This is a genomic window from Sphingomonas mali NBRC 15500, from assembly GCF_001598415.1.
Lineage (GTDB): Bacteria > Pseudomonadota > Alphaproteobacteria > Sphingomonadales > Sphingomonadaceae > Sphingomonas > Sphingomonas mali.
On record NZ_BCYX01000003.1, the window covers coordinates 232368 to 246227 of the forward strand.

Consider the following 13860-nt stretch of genomic DNA (forward strand, 5'->3'; position numbering starts at 1 on the left):
CGGCGTTGGGATGAATGATTTCCCCTTTGGCCTGGTCGGCTTCGACCTCGACGGCACGTTGGTCGACAGCGTCGCCGACCTGGCGGCGGCAGTAAACCACGGGCTAGCCGAAATCGACCGCGCGCCGCTGACGGTCGACCAGGTTCGGCCGATGATCGGCGGCGGATCGCGCGTGATGCTGCAGCGGGCGCTGCTGGCGACCGGAGGAGACGAGCGGCTCGACGACCTTCTGCCGGGTCTGGTGGATTTCTATGCCGCGCACATCGTCGACCATACACGGCCCTTTGCTGGCGTCGTCGACACGCTCGATAGTCTGGCCGCGCGGGGCGTGACGCTGGCCGTCGTGACCAACAAGCGCGAGCAACTGTCCGTCGCCTTGCTCGATGCGCTCGGCCTTGCCGATCGCTTCGCGTGCATCATCGGCGGCGATACGCCGGGTCTCGCCGCGATGAAGCCGGACCGCGCGCCGATCGACCTCATGCTGCGCAAATGCAGCAGCTCTGGGTTGGCAGCGTTTGTCGGCGACTCGATCTATGACGTGGACGCGGCGCGCGCCGCCGATGTCCCGGTCGCTTTGTTCGCCCCCGACGGCACCGGTATTCCGGGCGCGAACGCGATCTTCGCCGATTATCGCGACTTGCTGCCGACGCTCATGCGCATCGCCGAGCCCCAGCCAGCTATTTGAGCAACGCCGCCGATTCGACGTGATAGCCGATCAGCACCGGCTTCCCGCCGTTCAACCGATAGACGAAGTTCTCGGTTGCCGGTCCGCTCGAATAGACGCTGGCATAGCTCGCCGTAAACGTGTGATCGCCGTTGTTGATATTGTCGTTGAACCCCTGCCGCGAGGTTGACCGGAAGGTGCCGAGCTTGGTGTGGATCTTTTCGATAAAGACAGGAAAATCGACGCCGCCATTCTTCATCTCCGGTCCGGCCGCGGCGGCGATCGCCGCGAACTGACCGTTGTTCAGCTTGGCGTGGAAATCGGCCACCGCGGAATCGGTAACGGACATGTCCTGTCCCATCGAACAGCCCGCCAGCGCCGCCGCAGCGGCCAACACTATCGCAAAACGCATCGTCACCCTCCCGTCCCTATCGCGGTCAGTTTGCCGCAGCGCAGGCGGCGCGACTAGCGTGGATTGCTGGGCCGCCGCGCCCGTTCTTGGTCATCGGCGCGCGCCATCATCAGACGAGCGACCCGATCGGCCGAATCCGCCATGTCGCTCGACCGTTTCGGCAAGGCGGCCTGCGCCGAACGATAGAAGCCCTGGGCATCGGCATAGCTGCCGGCCGCTTCCGCGCACACGCCGAGATTGTAGAGTACAGACGGATGGTTGGGCAGGCGGCCGTTGAGCTCGGCCCATTGCCGGCACGCCGAGGTCACATCGCGGTTGGATAGCTTCACGATTTCCTTGAACTCGCTGCCGATATCCTTGGGCATGCCGTCGCGATCCTCGCGAAAGCGGACCTTGTAGGTTTCCCAGCGCGGCCGCACGTCGAGGCGAATCTTCTGCGCGAGGTCCGTGATCATCGCCGACACCGCTTCCTCGGTGGTGCGCCAAGGCGCCTTGCCCTGGCACCAGCTCGTCTCGTCACGCGACGGCTTGTTGTCGGACCAGACCGGCATGTTGTCGGCGACGCGGAGCAGGCGGACGCTGACGGTCAGATTGATGACGCGGCGGATGCATGGCAGGTCGACCTTGGCGCGCTTGGTGCAAGTGCCGTCCTGCTTGCCGTCCTTCCACTCGACGCAGCGTTCCTCGTTGCCCTGATATTTGCTTTCCTCGACGCCGGTTGTGACGCCACCCGACAGCACACCGTCGGGCCGCCCGGCGGGGACGCCGATCGCCTGCTCCAGCGCCGCTTCGAACTGGCGCCCGTCGCGGCCGTTGAAGCGATCGACCACGACGTTGTCGAGCAGGTCGGCTTCGCGGACATTGGCCGGAAATTTGCCGCGCATCTGCGCGCTTTCCGCCCAGGCCGCGCCGCTACCCGCGCACAACCCGGCGATCGCCAAGGCAATCCACTTTCTGGTCATGATGATCTCCCCCGAATCGCCACTTCATATCATCGCGGTCCGGTGGTCGTCAGCCCGCCTGTTTGCGCCACTTGGTCCAGAGGTGCCGCGCCAGCATCAGCGGCGGCATGCGCAGCCAATGCGAGCGCGCATAGAAGCCGAGCCGGGTGATCGGACGCGTTTGCCGCCCCCAACCGTCACGCGCCGTCAGCCTGCGCAGATAAAGGTCGTCATCGCTTCCCGATCGCGCCCAGCCGTCGGGCAATTGCGTGTCGTACAGCGCATGGGACAGCCGCAGGGCGCGGCGCACCGCCGACGCCAAACCGTGTCGCCGCGCACGCTCGGCCAGGCCGGCAGCGCCGAAGTCGTCGAGCAGACAGTGGATGTCCCACAGATTGCGCATCCCGCCCGACAAGTCTCCATCGGCGAACAAATGCGCGGCGGCGTGGCAGATCATGTCATTGGCGTTGAGTATGCGCAGCCCGTTCGGCAACGTGATGCTGTCGGCGATCAACGCCTCGGCGTCCGGCGTCGGGCGCGCGGTCAGCGGCAGGATCGTGTGGTGCACGTCGATCATGCGGTCTCGCTCGCGATGGATCAGCGGCGGCAATTCGTGCATCCAGCGGCGGTAATAAGCGTCATCATAGGGGTCGGGCTTGACCCATTCCCACCCGGCTCCGAGCAACGCCGCTTCGACACGATCGAGTTCGGCGCGCGGCACCAGGATGTCGAGATCGCCGACGAACCGCCCCTGCCCTGCCGCCAGCCCGGCGGCGATGAACGCGCTGCCCTTGAGCAGGACGACCGGCACGCCGAGATCGCCGAGCGCGCGGCGCGCCATTTCGACTTCCCACAAGGCGACGAGACGACCCTGCGCGCATGACGCCTTGGCGTCGTCGAGGAAGCGCTGCGCCGCCACCGGCTTGGCGATCCCGTCGAGCCGATGGGCAAGCGTCGCGCTCAGCAATTCGGCACGCGCCATGGTCAGCAATGCCTGCCAGCCCGCGCTATCGAGCGTCGCGACCGACGCAGGATCGGCCAGCGCCCGCGCCAGGAGGTGGCCGTCTAGAGCGACGCCCATAATGCCTCGACCTGCGCGATCGCGCTTTCGGTATCGGGATAGTCGATTGCGCGCGCAGGAGTCTCAGCCACCAAGCGCGTCAACGCCGTGAAGCCGCGCTCGGCGAGCGCGACGTAATTGGTCGACGCCTGGGTCAGGCGGACAAATACCTCGCTCGGCGCGACCTCCCGCGTCGCGGCGTCATGTCCGAAGGTGGGAAACAGGATCAACGCCGGCCGCGCGGGCTCGAGCATGGCGGCAACCGATCGCGTATCGGGCACCAGGTGGCGGATTGCTCCCTTCGGCGTTTCGGCGAGCAGCGGCCCGAATGGCCCGCCTGGCACCGCCGCCTCCATCACCGCGATGGCTTCGTTCTTCAGGCTGATCAGGCGCGGAAAAGCGTGGATCAGCCCGGTTTCGGGATCGAGCAGTGCGAATTCGTCGCCCATCAGCCGCCAACCGCGCGCCATCAGCAAGGCAGCGAGCGTCGATTTGCCCGCGCCCGACAGGCCGGTCATCACCAACGCCTTGCCGTCGCGCTCGACCGCAGAGGCATGGAGCAACAGGTAACGACGCTGGCCGAGCGCCATTTGCAGGTTCATCGCCATTTCGGCGGCGAGCAGCCCGTGTTCGAGGCTGAGCGGGGCGGCTTCGGGCAGGACGAAGTCGCCGCCGATCATCACCTTGGGCCGGAAGAAGCGCCGCCATGGCCGATCGGCGAACAGCCGGACGGTGAAGTCGGCGATGCCGTCCCGTGGCTTGGGGTAGCTCGCATAAAGCTGTTCGAGCGCCGCGACCGGTCCGCGCCAGTCCGATCCGACGCGGAATCCGACCGGGCCGATCGCGACCGAGAAATGGTGCCTCATCGCCTTTCGACGAGCCCCGTTTCGACCAGCTCGTCGAGCCGCGCGGCCAGCGCGGCGGGATCGGCGTCAACCAAGTCGTAATCGGCGCGCAATTTCGCCAGCAACGCAGCGGCGTCGAGCGGCGCTTCGGCCAGTGCATCGAGGATCTCGGGTGCAGGTGACGCCATCAAATGCGTCTGCCCCGAAGCGCGATGATAGATGGCGGTAAGCAGATCGACCGGCGCGACGATCAGGCTGTCGGGCGATGCAGCGCGATAAAGGGTCGCCATCTCCTGCGTCCGGCGGCTCAGCCGCGCGGCATCTGCAGCGAGGCAAAGCAGGTGAAGCCGGCGGTGCCGTGCTGCAGGCGGCGGATATAGGCGGTATAAGCGCGGCTCTGTTCATAGGTGGTGCCCGGCAAGGTACCGCCGTTGAGCGCGGTGCGGACGTCCTCCGCCTTGAACGGCTTGGTCGCGCCGGGAAACGCATCTTTGGTGCCGTTGGGCACGAGCGAACCGTCGGCCGCGACGTACATGCCGGCGCGGCCGGGATCGGGCACCGGGATCTCGCAGGTCAGGACAGAGGCGCTGGTCTGCGCGAGCGCAGGGCGGATCGAGATGACCACCGACGCGGTCGCGGCGCCGAGCATCAGCGCGCGGCGGCGCGTCGGATGGGGCTCGTTCGCCTGACGATCGGTCGTGTTCTCGTCCATGGTTGAGACGCCTTTCATATTAGCGCGCGGCTGGCAAGCCGATGAAATGGTTACCGCGCGGGTCGGGACGCGGGCATTGCCGGTGACCGGCACACGCCCTAGGAACCGCCAGGCAATGACGACCCGCTTTGGCCCTCGCTTCATGCTCGGCATGCTCGCCGCTGTGGTGGCGGCAATCGGCGTGTTCGTCCTGTCGGGCGACGTGGCGAGCGCGCTGGTGACACTGGTCGGGGCGATCATCGCCGGTCTGGTGACATTGGGCGTCGACCCCACCCCCGCTGCCCCGGCCGAGCCGGACATCGGCACAGGACCAGCCCCCGCGCGACTGGGCTCGGTGCTCGAGGCGATCGTCGAGCCCGTATTGGTGATCGCAAACGGTCGGGTCGAGGAAGCCAATGGCGCCGCGCGCGACGTGCTAGGCAACCACATCACCGGCCAGGACGTCCGGCTCGCGATCCGCCACCCGGCCGCCGCCGAGCGGCTGACCGCGCCGATCGGCGAGGGATCGTCCGAGGCGATCAACCTTGTCGGCCTGGGCACGCTCGACCAGCGCTGGGAATTGCGCGTGACCGATCTGCCCGACGGGCGTCGGGTCGCGCATCTGATCGACCAGACGCGCAGCTATGCCGCCGAGCGGATGCGGGTCGATTTCGTCGCCAATGCCAGCCACGAACTGCGCACGCCGCTCGCCTCGATCCTCGGCTTCGCCGAGACGCTGGCCGATGGCGCCGGCGAAGACCCGGCGATGCGCGACCGCTTCCTGAAGGTCATGGCCGACGAAGCCCGGCGGATGCAGCGGCTGGTCGAGGACCTGATCTCGCTCAGCCGGATCGAGGCCGAGAAATACCGCCTGCCCGATGCCTCGGTCGATCTCGCCGATCTTGTCTCGGAAGTTCATTCCGAGATGATGGACAGCGCCGATGGACGTGCGGCGGAGATCGTCACCGATATCGCCGCCAACGTGCCCCCGGTCGGCGGCGACCGTGTCCAGTTGAGCCAGGCGCTGCACAATCTGATCGGCAATGCGATGAAATATGGCCGCGCCGGCACCCCCGTAACGGTCAAGCTGTCGCGCGACGCCAGCAACATGGTCCGCTTGTCGGTCGGCGACGAGGGCGACGGCATCCCGCCCGAGCATATTCCACGGCTGACCGAGCGATTCTACCGCGTCGATTCGGGACGCAGCCGCGCGCTGGGCGGCACCGGACTGGGCCTCGCCATCGTCAAGCACATCGTCGAACGCCATCGCGGCAGGCTGGATATCGCGAGCCAGGTGGGGCGCGGCACGGTGGTGACGATCCTGTTGCCGGCTGCATTGTCATCAAAGGGTAACGCGACTGTCACAGAGGGCCCGAAACCGGCGTGATAGCGCGCCGGAATGGGGGCGAGTCGGTCCCCATCAGGAAGGCCCACAATGATTCGCTCGATCGCGCTCGTCGGCGCGGCATCCCTATTGCTGGTTGCGTGTCAGGACCAGGCGGCGATGGCCGGGGCCGGGCGTGATCGGATCAGCGTCGTCGGATCGTCCACCGTCTATCCCTTCACCACCTTGGTCGCCGAACAATTCGTCGCGGCCAATCCCGGCGTGCCGGCACCAGTGATCGAATCGACCGGCACCGGCGGCGGGCTGAACCTCTTTTGCAAGGGACTGGGCGGCCAATATCCCGACATCGCCGACGCCAGCCGCCGGATCAAGGCAAGCGAATACCGGACTTGTGCGGCAAACGGCGCGAGCGAACTGCTCGAAGTCCAGATCGGACTCGACGGCGTCGCCTTCGCCGAAGCCAATGACGGCCCCAAGCTGCAACTGACCCCGGTCGACCTCTACAAGGCGCTGGCGGCCGAACCCGGCGGCCGCCCAAACCGCGCCAAGACCTGGCGCGACGTCAATCCCACGCTGCCGGCGATCACTATCCAGGTCTATGGCCCGCCGTCGACCAGCGGCACGCGCGATGCCGTCGCCGAACTGATCCTGGCACGTGGCTGCGAACAAATGATGCCGGAGATGGCCACGATCCGCGACGCGCGTCCGGACGATTTCGCCAAGACCTGCACCCGGGTGCGCGACGACGGCCCCTATATCGACGCGGGCGAGAACGACAATCTGATCGTCCAAAAACTCCAGGCCAATCCCAACGCGATCGGCATTTTCGGCTATTCGTATCTGGAAGAGAACAAGGATCGGCTGAACGGCGTACCGCTCAACGGCATCGAGCCTACGTACGAGACGATCGCGAGCGGCCGCTATCCGGGCTCTCGGCCGCTATTCCTCTATGTCAAGAAAGCGCATCTGAGCGCGATCCCCAACCTCCGGGCGTTCCTCAACGCTTATACCCAAGCCTGGGCGCCCGACGGGCCGCTGGTTCGCCGCGGGCTGATCTCGGCACCCGCCGACGTGCGCGCGCGCTCGGCGGTGATCGTTCAGCGCCAGACGCTGCTCGATCCGAAGACGTTGAGCTGACATGCCGACGTCCGCCCTCCTTTTCCTGGTCGCGGGACTCGGGCTGATCGCCTGGCTGTCGGGGCGCGTCCGCGCCATCGCGTTCCGCAAGGCGCCGGGGCAGCGCTTTTCGTCGCTACCGCGCCATCACGGCTCGTTCGCCGCGATGTGGACCGTGTTACCGCCCCTGCTCTTCCTCGCAGTCTGGGGAGCGTGCGCCCCTGGTCTGGCGACCAACGGCGTGCTCAAGACGCCGGCAGCGGCGCAGCTTCCACCGCCCGGTTTCGAGCGGGCGGCGATCCTGTCGGAGGCGCGCGCGATCGCCAACGACCATCACCGCACCCCGCTCAACCCGCTCGCGACGCGGCTCGCGCCGGCCTATGCCGTCGAGCAATCGCGCTATGGATGGATCGGCGGCGCCACCGCCTTGTTGCTCGGCATTGCCGGGGGCGCCTTCGCTTTCCTGCGCATCCGCCCCGGCTTCAATGCGCGAACCAGGATCGAGCGAATCGTGATGGCCAGCCTGCTCGCCGCCTCGCTGATCGCGATCCTGACGACGATCGGCATCGTCGCTTCCTTGTTGTTCGAGAGCGCACGCTTCTTCGGCACCGTGCCGATCACCGATTTCCTGTTCGGCCGGCATTGGAGTCCACAGGTCATCGACCCCAGGAATCCCGGCGCGAGCCTGGGCGCGGTGCCGTTATTCTGGGGAACGTTCTTCATCGGCGCGGTCATCGCGATGCTGGTGGCAATCCCGTTCGGCCTGATGAGCGCGATCTACCTGACGCAATATGCTTCACCCCGGTTGCGCGCGTGGATGAAGCCGACGCTCGAGATTCTCGCGGGCGTGCCGACGGTGGTCTATGGCTATTTTGCCGCGCTGGTGGTCGGCCCAGCACTGCGCCAATTGGGCGTCGCCATCGGCATACCCGGCGCGACATCGGAAAGCGCATTGGCGGCAGGCTTGGTGATGGGGGTGATGATCATCCCGTTCGTCTCGTCGATGGCCGATGACGCGATCGCCGCGGTGCCGTCGGCGATGCGCGACGGCAGCCTAGCGATGGGCGCGACGCCGAGCGAAACGATCAGCCGCGTGCTGCTGCCGGCCGCCTTGCCCGGCGTGGTCGGCGGCGTGCTGCTCGCGATCAGCCGCGCGATCGGTGAGACGATGATCGTCGTGATGGCTGCCTCTGGCGCCGCGACGATCAGCCTCAACCCGTTCAATTCAGCGACGACGGTTACCAAGCAGATCGTCGACCTGCTGACCGGCGAAGCGAGCTTCGACAGCCCCAAGACACTGGCCGCGTTCGCGTTGGGCATGACGCTGTTCGTCATCACCCTGCTGCTCAACATCATCGCGCTGACCGTCGTGAAACGGTATCGGGAAGCGTATGAATAGGCCGCTCGGTCCTGGCTCCGTCGAGCGTGTTCCGACCGACTGGAGGACTCCCCAGATGGAACGGCGCGTGCGCCGCCGTTACGCCGCGGAGCGCCGCTTCCGGCTGTTCGGGCTGGCGGCGATTGTGCTCTCGGCCGGCTTCCTGCTGTTCCTGCTCGTGACGATGATGGCGAACGGCGCTCGCGGGTTCGTCACGACCGAAGTCGCCCTGTCGATCGATTTTCCCGCCGCCGGACTCGGCCTGACGCCGGACCGGATCAGAGGACCTGGCGGCGATCTCGCGCTCGCCGGCGCGCAACTCGACGCGGTGGTCGATCGCGCCGCCGCCGCGCAATATGGGGCCATCGGCCCTGCGCTGTTCTCCGACGGAGCCGATACGATCGTCCGTCGTGCGCTCAAGGCCGATCCTCGACTGGCGGTCGGCAGGGTACGATTGTGGCTACCCGCCGCCAGCGACGTCGACACTGCGGCCAAGGCAGACGGAACACCCCTGGCCGAGAAGCGCGCGCAGGTACTGACCGACGCCGGGCAATTGCGCACCGGCTTCAATTGGGGTTTCCTGTCGGGATCGGATTCGACCGATCCGACCGCGGTGGGCATCTGGGGCGCGCTCAAGGGATCGTTGCTGACGATGCTGGTGACGCTGGCACTCGCCTTCCCGATCGGCGTGCTGTCGGCACTCTATCTCGAGGAATACGCCCCGCGGAACCGCTGGACCGACCTGATCGAGGTGTCGATCAACAACCTCGCCGCGGTACCGTCGATCATCTTCGGCCTTCTCGGCCTCGCGGTCTTCCTCAACACGTTCCATCTGCCGCGCTCCGCGGCGTTGGTCGGCGGGCTGACGCTCGCGCTGATGACGATGCCGGTGATCGTCATCGCCAGCCGCAATGCGATCAAGGCGGTGCCGCCGTCGATCCGCGACGCCGCGCTCGCGCTCGGGGCCAGTCCGGTTCAGGTCGTTTTCCACCACGTTTTGCCGCTCGCCCTGCCCGGCATATTGACCGGCACGATCATCGGCATGGCGCGCGCGCTGGGCGAGACCGCGCCACTGCTGATGATCGGCATGCGCGCGTTCATCGCGACGCCGCCGGGCAAGCTGACCGATCCGTCGACGGTGCTGCCGGTCCAGATATTCCTGTGGTCGGACGAAGTCAGCCGCGGCTTCATCGAGAAGACCTCGGCCGCGATCATCGTGCTGCTCGTCTTCCTGCTGGCGATGAACGGCATCGCCATCTACCTCCGCAATCGTTTCGAGACCCGCTGGTGACCGACAAGACCATCCTCAATGATCACAAGATGACCGCGCGCAATGTCAGCGTCTGGTACGGTGCGGTGCAGGCGATCGGCGATGTGTCGATCGACATCGACCAGGACAAGGTGACCGCGTTCATCGGCCCCTCGGGCTGCGGCAAGTCGACTTTTCTGCGCACGCTCAACCGGATGAACGACACGATCGCCTCGGCGCGGGTCGAAGGCGATATCCGGCTGGACGGCGAGGACGTCTATGCGCGCGAGATGGACGTGGTCCAGCTTCGCGCCCGCGTCGGGATGGTGTTCCAGAAGCCCAATCCCTTCCCCAAGTCGATCTACGAGAATGTCGCTTACGGCCCGCGCATCCACGGCCTGGCCTCGTCCAAGGCGGACATGGATCGCATCGTCGAACGCTCGCTGGCGCGCGCCGGCCTGTGGGGCGAGGTTAAGGACCGCCTGTCGGACAGCGGCACCGCTCTGTCGGGCGGCCAGCAACAGCGGTTGTGCATCGCGCGCGCGATCGCGGTCGATCCCGAAGTGATCTTGATGGACGAGCCGTGCTCGGCGCTCGACCCGATCGCTACCGCCAAGATCGAGGAACTGATCCACGAATTGAAGGGCCGCTACGCCATCGTCGTCGTCACGCATAATATGCAGCAAGCCGCGCGCGTGTCGCAGCGCACCGCCTTCTTTCACCTCGGCCAGCTGGTCGAATATGGTCAGACGTCGGACATCTTCACCAACCCGCGCGAAGAGCGGACGCGCGACTACATCACCGGCCGTTATGGCTGAGGAGTTTGAGCGAATGGCAACCGGCCAGGAACATACGGTCAAGGTGTTCGATGACGAGATCGGTCAGCTTCGCGGCCTGATCAGCCAGATGGGCGGTCTTGCCGAGCGCGCGATCCACGATGCGATGAACGCATTGCAGCGGGTCGATCTTGACCTGGCGCAGCAAGTCCGCGCCGCCGACAAGCAGATCGACGTGATCGAGGCCGAGGTGGAGACGCTGGCGGTCCGCATCATCGCGTTGCGCGCGCCGATGGCCAACGACCTGCGCGAAGTCGTTGCTGCCTTGAAGATCGCCGGCGTGATCGAACGGATCGGCGATTATGCCAAGAATATCGCCAAGCGCGTGCCGATGATCGAGAGCGAGCACCGGATCGAGCCTATCTCGGTCCTTCCGGCGATGGGCAAGATGGCCGCCGAAATGGTGCATGACGCGCTCGACGCCTTCGCGGCGCGAGACGCGCGCGCTGCGGTTGACGTCTGCATCCGCGACCAGGCGCTCGACGACTTCTACGACAGCATCTTCCGCATGCTGGTGACCTATATGGTCGAAAATCCCGCGACGATCGGTCAGGTCGCGCACCTGCTGTTCGTCGCCAAGAACCTGGAGAGGATCGGCGACCACGCTACGAACGTCGCCGAGATGATCTATTTCGCCGCTACCGGCACGCAAATGACCGAGCGTGAGCGCGGCAAGTCAGGGGAAATGTAATGGCACGCGCCAAGATGTTGCTGGTTGAAGACGACGCCGCGCTGGCGGAATTGCTGGTCTATCATTTCAAGCGCGAGGATTTCGAGGTCGCGCATACGCCCGACGGCGAGGAGGCGTTGCTGCTCGCCAAGGAAGCCACGCCCGACATCGTCCTGCTCGACTGGATGGTCGAAGGGCTGTCGGGGATCGAGGTCTGCCGGCGTCTCCGCCGCATGCCGGAGACCGCGAACATCCCGATCATCATGCTGACCGCGCGCGGTGAGGAAGAAGATCGCGTCCGAGGGCTCGAAACGGGCGCCGACGATTACGTCACCAAGCCGTTTTCCCCGCGCGAGCTGGTCGCGCGGGTCGGCGCGGTGCTGCGCCGCGTTCGCCCGGCGCTGGCCGGCGAGCAGCTGACCTATGGCGATATCGAGATGGACACGGTGGGGCATAAGGTCCGGCGCAGCGGCGAAGTCGTTCCGCTCGGCCCGACCGAATTCCGCCTGCTCAAGCATTTCCTCGAACATCCGGGCTGGGTGTTCAGCCGCGAGCGCCTGCTCGACGCGGTGTGGGGGCATGACAGCGACATCGAAAGCCGCACCGTCGACGTGCATATCCGGCGCCTGCGCAAAGCGATCAATCGCGGCGACAAGCCCGACGTCATCCGGACCGTGCGATCGGCGGGTTATGCTCTCGATTCGGGGGCGTAAGGAATCGCATCCGAAACGAGGGAGCCAATTTGCGTGCGGCGCGTTTGGGTCGAGTCACGGAAGATCGTGCAGAACCAGGAGAGTCGCATGAAGTTGTTCCTTGCTGCGGCGGCCGCCATGATCGCGATGCCCGCGATCACGCAAAATACGCCCGCGCCGCCACCCGATCCGCAGACCGCCCCGGCGCCTGCACCCGATGCCAGCGCACCGCCTGCCGCGCCGTTGCCCGCTCCGCCAGGACCGCCGGCCGGCCCCGCGAATATGGTCATGGGTCCGCCGACGCCGGTCGTACAGCCGCTCCCGGACGCCGCGGCGCCCGCTACCGGTGCCGATGTGCCGATGTGCACCAAGACCGTCGTCGATCATTGTATGGAACGCTCCAACGCCAGGGGCGAACGCCTGCATTCGACGCCGCGTCCTCACGGTAAATAATGGCTTTTTGCCGCACCGGTCGGGACGGGCTAATGCCCGCCCCGCCGGGAATCGAGTAGACCGTCATGAAAATCATCCTATTCGCCGCCATTGCCACGCTCGCGGTCCCCGCCTTGGCACATGGAGAACCGCAATCGTCGCAAGCACCGGCGACGATGACCACCGACAACACCGCGCCGACGCCGGGCGGCTATGCACCACCGCCCGCACCGCCACCGCCACCAGGTGCCACGGTCGTGTTCAAGGAAGCGCCGGCGCCCGACGTCGCCTTTCCGCCGCCGGCCCCCCTCGCCAATTATCCGGTGTGCAAACGCGGACAGTTCGACCACTGCGTAGAGCGCAACAGTCCCAAATAACCGCATAAGACGGGTCGTAAGCTCCCCTTTCCCGGCGCGGGTCGGCACAACCCGCGCCGGGTTTTTCGTGTTTGCGGTACGGCGGGGTTGCACGACGCGCGCCTTTGGCTAGGAAGCGCTCAAACCATTCAGGGAGCACTTCATGAGCATCCGTTTCGACGACAAGGTCGCAATCGTCACCGGCGCAGGCGGCGGCCTGGGTCGCGAATATGCGCTGGCGCTGGCGGCACGCGGCGCGAAGGTGGTCGTCAACGACCTGGGCGGCGCGCGCGACGGCACCGGTCATTCCGACGCGGCGCTCAAAGTCGTCGAGGAGATCAAGGCCGCGGGCGGCGAGGCGATGTCGAACGGCGGCAGCGTCACCGAATATGAGCAGATGGTCGAGATGGTCGCAAAGGCCAAGGAAGCCTGGGGCGGCGTCCACATCCTGATCAACAATGCCGGTGTGCTGCGCGACAAGAGCTTCGCCAATATGGAGCCGGCCGATTTCAAGTTCGTCGTCGACGTCCACCTCAACGGATCGGCCAATTGCACCAAGGCGGTATGGGCGACGATGCGCGAACAGGCCTATGGGCGCGTCCTCATGACCGCCTCGTCGACCGGGCTGTTCGGCAATTTCGGCCAGGCCAATTACGGCGCCGCCAAGCTCGGCCTCGCCGGGCTGACCAAGACGCTCTACCTCGAAGGCGCGAAGTACAACATCAAGGTCAATACGATCGCGCCGACTGCCGGCACGCGGATGACCGAGGATCTGTTCCCGGCGGAGGCGTTCAAGGCGTTCGCGCCGGAGAAGGTCGCCCCCGCCGCGCTCTATCTGGTCAGCGAGGACGCGCCGACCAACGCGATCGTCGGCGCCGGCGCCGGCGTGTTCCAGGCTGCCTATGTCACGCTGACCCAGGGCAAGCTGCTGACCGGCGACGACCTGTCGCCCGAAGGCGTCGCCGCGCATTGGGCCGAGATCACCGACCGCACCGGTGAGTTAACCCCGCAATCGGGCAACGAGCAATCGATGTCGATCATGAAGAAGCTGACCGGTGGCTGAGTCCTAAAATCCTCCCCGTTTACGGGGAGGGGGACCGCGCGGCGTGAGCCGCGTGGTGGAGGGGGCCCTCCACCGCTGACCTCCTGGCTTGTTGCTCGTTCGTCGCGGGG

The 13860-nt window shown here is 66.3% G+C and carries 17 protein-coding genes; 11 read left to right on the forward strand and 6 right to left on the reverse strand.

What is annotated here, in order from left to right:
• The first annotated feature begins 10 nt into the window (after positions 1-10).
• Positions 11-685 carry an HAD hydrolase-like protein gene (locus SMA01S_RS04905; protein ID WP_066818586.1) on the forward strand — a complete coding sequence of 225 codons (675 nt, stop codon included), beginning with the start codon at positions 11-13 and terminating at the stop codon, positions 683-685.
• Here the strand turns inward: SMA01S_RS04905 and SMA01S_RS04910 are convergent.
• The 6 genes from SMA01S_RS04910 to SMA01S_RS04935 are packed head-to-tail and all read right to left on the reverse strand — an operon-like array spanning position 678 to position 4634.
• Entirely contained in the window at positions 678-1076 is a 399-nt protein-coding gene (locus SMA01S_RS04910; RefSeq protein WP_157093802.1) for a hypothetical protein, read from the reverse strand. The two genes, SMA01S_RS04905 and SMA01S_RS04910, sit on opposite strands and share 8 nt — an antisense overlap.
• Before the next feature lie 53 nt (positions 1077-1129).
• The gene (locus SMA01S_RS04915; protein WP_157093803.1) at positions 1130-2038 is read right to left on the reverse strand and encodes a tetratricopeptide repeat protein; all 909 of its coding nucleotides are present in this window, start codon (positions 2036-2038) and stop codon (positions 1130-1132) included.
• A gap of 49 nt (positions 2039-2087) precedes the next feature.
• The gene (locus tag SMA01S_RS04920; protein ID WP_066818595.1) at positions 2088-3098 is read right to left on the reverse strand and encodes a nucleotidyltransferase domain-containing protein; all 1011 of its coding nucleotides are present in this window, start codon (positions 3096-3098) and stop codon (positions 2088-2090) included.
• Positions 3083-3943 (reverse strand): HprK-related kinase A, encoded by an 861-nt coding sequence (locus tag SMA01S_RS04925; RefSeq protein WP_066818598.1) that lies wholly within the window; start codon positions 3941-3943, stop codon positions 3083-3085. Before SMA01S_RS04925 ends, SMA01S_RS04920 begins: the two co-directional genes overlap by 16 nt.
• Entirely contained in the window at positions 3940-4212 is a 273-nt protein-coding gene (locus SMA01S_RS04930; protein WP_066818601.1) for an HPr-rel-A system PqqD family peptide chaperone, read from the reverse strand. Before SMA01S_RS04930 ends, SMA01S_RS04925 begins: the two co-directional genes overlap by 4 nt.
• 17 nt (positions 4213-4229) lie before the next feature.
• The gene (locus SMA01S_RS04935) at positions 4230-4634 is read right to left on the reverse strand and encodes a hypothetical protein (protein WP_066818604.1); all 405 of its coding nucleotides are present in this window, start codon (positions 4632-4634) and stop codon (positions 4230-4232) included.
• Between the two features lie 115 nt (positions 4635-4749).
• Here SMA01S_RS04935 and SMA01S_RS04940 point away from each other — a divergent pair, with 115 nt between their 5' ends.
• The 10 genes from SMA01S_RS04940 (at position 4750) to SMA01S_RS04985 (ending at position 13750) form a co-directional block, all read left to right on the forward strand.
• Entirely contained in the window at positions 4750-6000 is a 1251-nt protein-coding gene (locus tag SMA01S_RS04940; protein ID WP_066818606.1) for an ATP-binding protein, read from the forward strand.
• A gap of 48 nt (positions 6001-6048) precedes the next feature.
• Entirely contained in the window at positions 6049-7095 is a 1047-nt protein-coding gene (locus SMA01S_RS04945) for a substrate-binding domain-containing protein (RefSeq protein ID WP_066818608.1), read from the forward strand.
• 1 nt (position 7096) lies between these two features.
• A complete protein-coding gene (gene pstC, locus SMA01S_RS04950; protein WP_066818610.1) occupies positions 7097-8473 on the forward strand; it encodes a phosphate ABC transporter permease subunit PstC in 1377 nt (458 codons plus the stop codon).
• Positions 8474-8528: 55 nt separating this feature from the next.
• On the forward strand, positions 8529-9743 hold the full coding sequence (gene pstA, locus SMA01S_RS04955; protein ID WP_084250078.1) for a phosphate ABC transporter permease PstA: 1215 nt from the start codon (positions 8529-8531) through the stop codon (positions 9741-9743).
• A gap of 29 nt (positions 9744-9772) precedes the next feature.
• On the forward strand, positions 9773-10519 hold the full coding sequence (pstB, locus tag SMA01S_RS04960) for a phosphate ABC transporter ATP-binding protein PstB (RefSeq protein WP_066818721.1): 747 nt from the start codon (positions 9773-9775) through the stop codon (positions 10517-10519).
• A gap of 13 nt (positions 10520-10532) precedes the next feature.
• The gene (gene phoU, locus SMA01S_RS04965) at positions 10533-11228 is read left to right on the forward strand and encodes a phosphate signaling complex protein PhoU (protein WP_066818616.1); all 696 of its coding nucleotides are present in this window, start codon (positions 10533-10535) and stop codon (positions 11226-11228) included.
• Complete coding sequence (phoB, locus tag SMA01S_RS04970) at positions 11228-11920, forward strand: phosphate regulon transcriptional regulator PhoB (RefSeq protein ID WP_066591922.1); 693 nt, start codon at positions 11228-11230, stop codon at positions 11918-11920. Before phoU ends, phoB begins: the two co-directional genes overlap by 1 nt.
• Before the next feature lie 87 nt (positions 11921-12007).
• Positions 12008-12352, forward strand: coding sequence for a hypothetical protein (locus SMA01S_RS04975; RefSeq protein WP_066818619.1), 345 nt, complete (start codon positions 12008-12010; stop codon positions 12350-12352).
• A 65-nt stretch (positions 12353-12417) separates the two neighbouring features.
• The gene (locus SMA01S_RS04980; protein WP_066818621.1) at positions 12418-12708 is read left to right on the forward strand and encodes a hypothetical protein; all 291 of its coding nucleotides are present in this window, start codon (positions 12418-12420) and stop codon (positions 12706-12708) included.
• Positions 12709-12850: 142 nt separating this feature from the next.
• Positions 12851-13750 (forward strand): SDR family NAD(P)-dependent oxidoreductase, encoded by a 900-nt coding sequence (locus tag SMA01S_RS04985; protein WP_066818624.1) that lies wholly within the window; start codon positions 12851-12853, stop codon positions 13748-13750.
• Positions 13751-13860: the final 110 nt, after the last annotated feature.

Excerpts from the sequence above, each read along its gene's own strand:
- SMA01S_RS04980 (WP_066818621.1), top strand. The coding sequence starts at position 12,418 with ATGAAAATCATCCTATTCGCCGCCATTGCCACGCTCGCGGTCCCCGCC.
- SMA01S_RS04935 (WP_066818604.1), bottom strand. The coding sequence starts at position 4,634 with ATGGACGAGAACACGACCGATCGTCAGGCGAACGAGCCCCATCCGACG.
- SMA01S_RS04945 (WP_066818608.1), top strand. The coding sequence starts at position 6,049 with ATGATTCGCTCGATCGCGCTCGTCGGCGCGGCATCCCTATTGCTGGTT.
- SMA01S_RS04940 (WP_066818606.1), top strand. The coding sequence starts at position 4,750 with ATGACGACCCGCTTTGGCCCTCGCTTCATGCTCGGCATGCTCGCCGCT.
- SMA01S_RS04985 (WP_066818624.1), top strand. The coding sequence starts at position 12,851 with ATGAGCATCCGTTTCGACGACAAGGTCGCAATCGTCACCGGCGCAGGC.
- pstB (WP_066818721.1), top strand. The coding sequence starts at position 9,773 with ATGACCGCGCGCAATGTCAGCGTCTGGTACGGTGCGGTGCAGGCGATC.
- SMA01S_RS04915 (WP_157093803.1), bottom strand. The coding sequence starts at position 2,038 with ATGACCAGAAAGTGGATTGCCTTGGCGATCGCCGGGTTGTGCGCGGGT.
- SMA01S_RS04905 (WP_066818586.1), top strand. The coding sequence starts at position 11 with ATGAATGATTTCCCCTTTGGCCTGGTCGGCTTCGACCTCGACGGCACG.
- SMA01S_RS04910 (WP_157093802.1), bottom strand. The coding sequence starts at position 1,076 with ATGCGTTTTGCGATAGTGTTGGCCGCTGCGGCGGCGCTGGCGGGCTGT.
- SMA01S_RS04930 (WP_066818601.1), bottom strand. The coding sequence starts at position 4,212 with ATGGCGACCCTTTATCGCGCTGCATCGCCCGACAGCCTGATCGTCGCG.
- pstA (WP_084250078.1), top strand. The coding sequence starts at position 8,529 with ATGGAACGGCGCGTGCGCCGCCGTTACGCCGCGGAGCGCCGCTTCCGG.
- SMA01S_RS04975 (WP_066818619.1), top strand. The coding sequence starts at position 12,008 with ATGAAGTTGTTCCTTGCTGCGGCGGCCGCCATGATCGCGATGCCCGCG.
- pstC (WP_066818610.1), top strand. The coding sequence starts at position 7,097 with ATGCCGACGTCCGCCCTCCTTTTCCTGGTCGCGGGACTCGGGCTGATC.
- SMA01S_RS04925 (WP_066818598.1), bottom strand. The coding sequence starts at position 3,943 with ATGAGGCACCATTTCTCGGTCGCGATCGGCCCGGTCGGATTCCGCGTC.
- phoB (WP_066591922.1), top strand. The coding sequence starts at position 11,228 with ATGGCACGCGCCAAGATGTTGCTGGTTGAAGACGACGCCGCGCTGGCG.
- phoU (WP_066818616.1), top strand. The coding sequence starts at position 10,533 with ATGGCAACCGGCCAGGAACATACGGTCAAGGTGTTCGATGACGAGATC.
- SMA01S_RS04920 (WP_066818595.1), bottom strand. The coding sequence starts at position 3,098 with ATGGGCGTCGCTCTAGACGGCCACCTCCTGGCGCGGGCGCTGGCCGAT.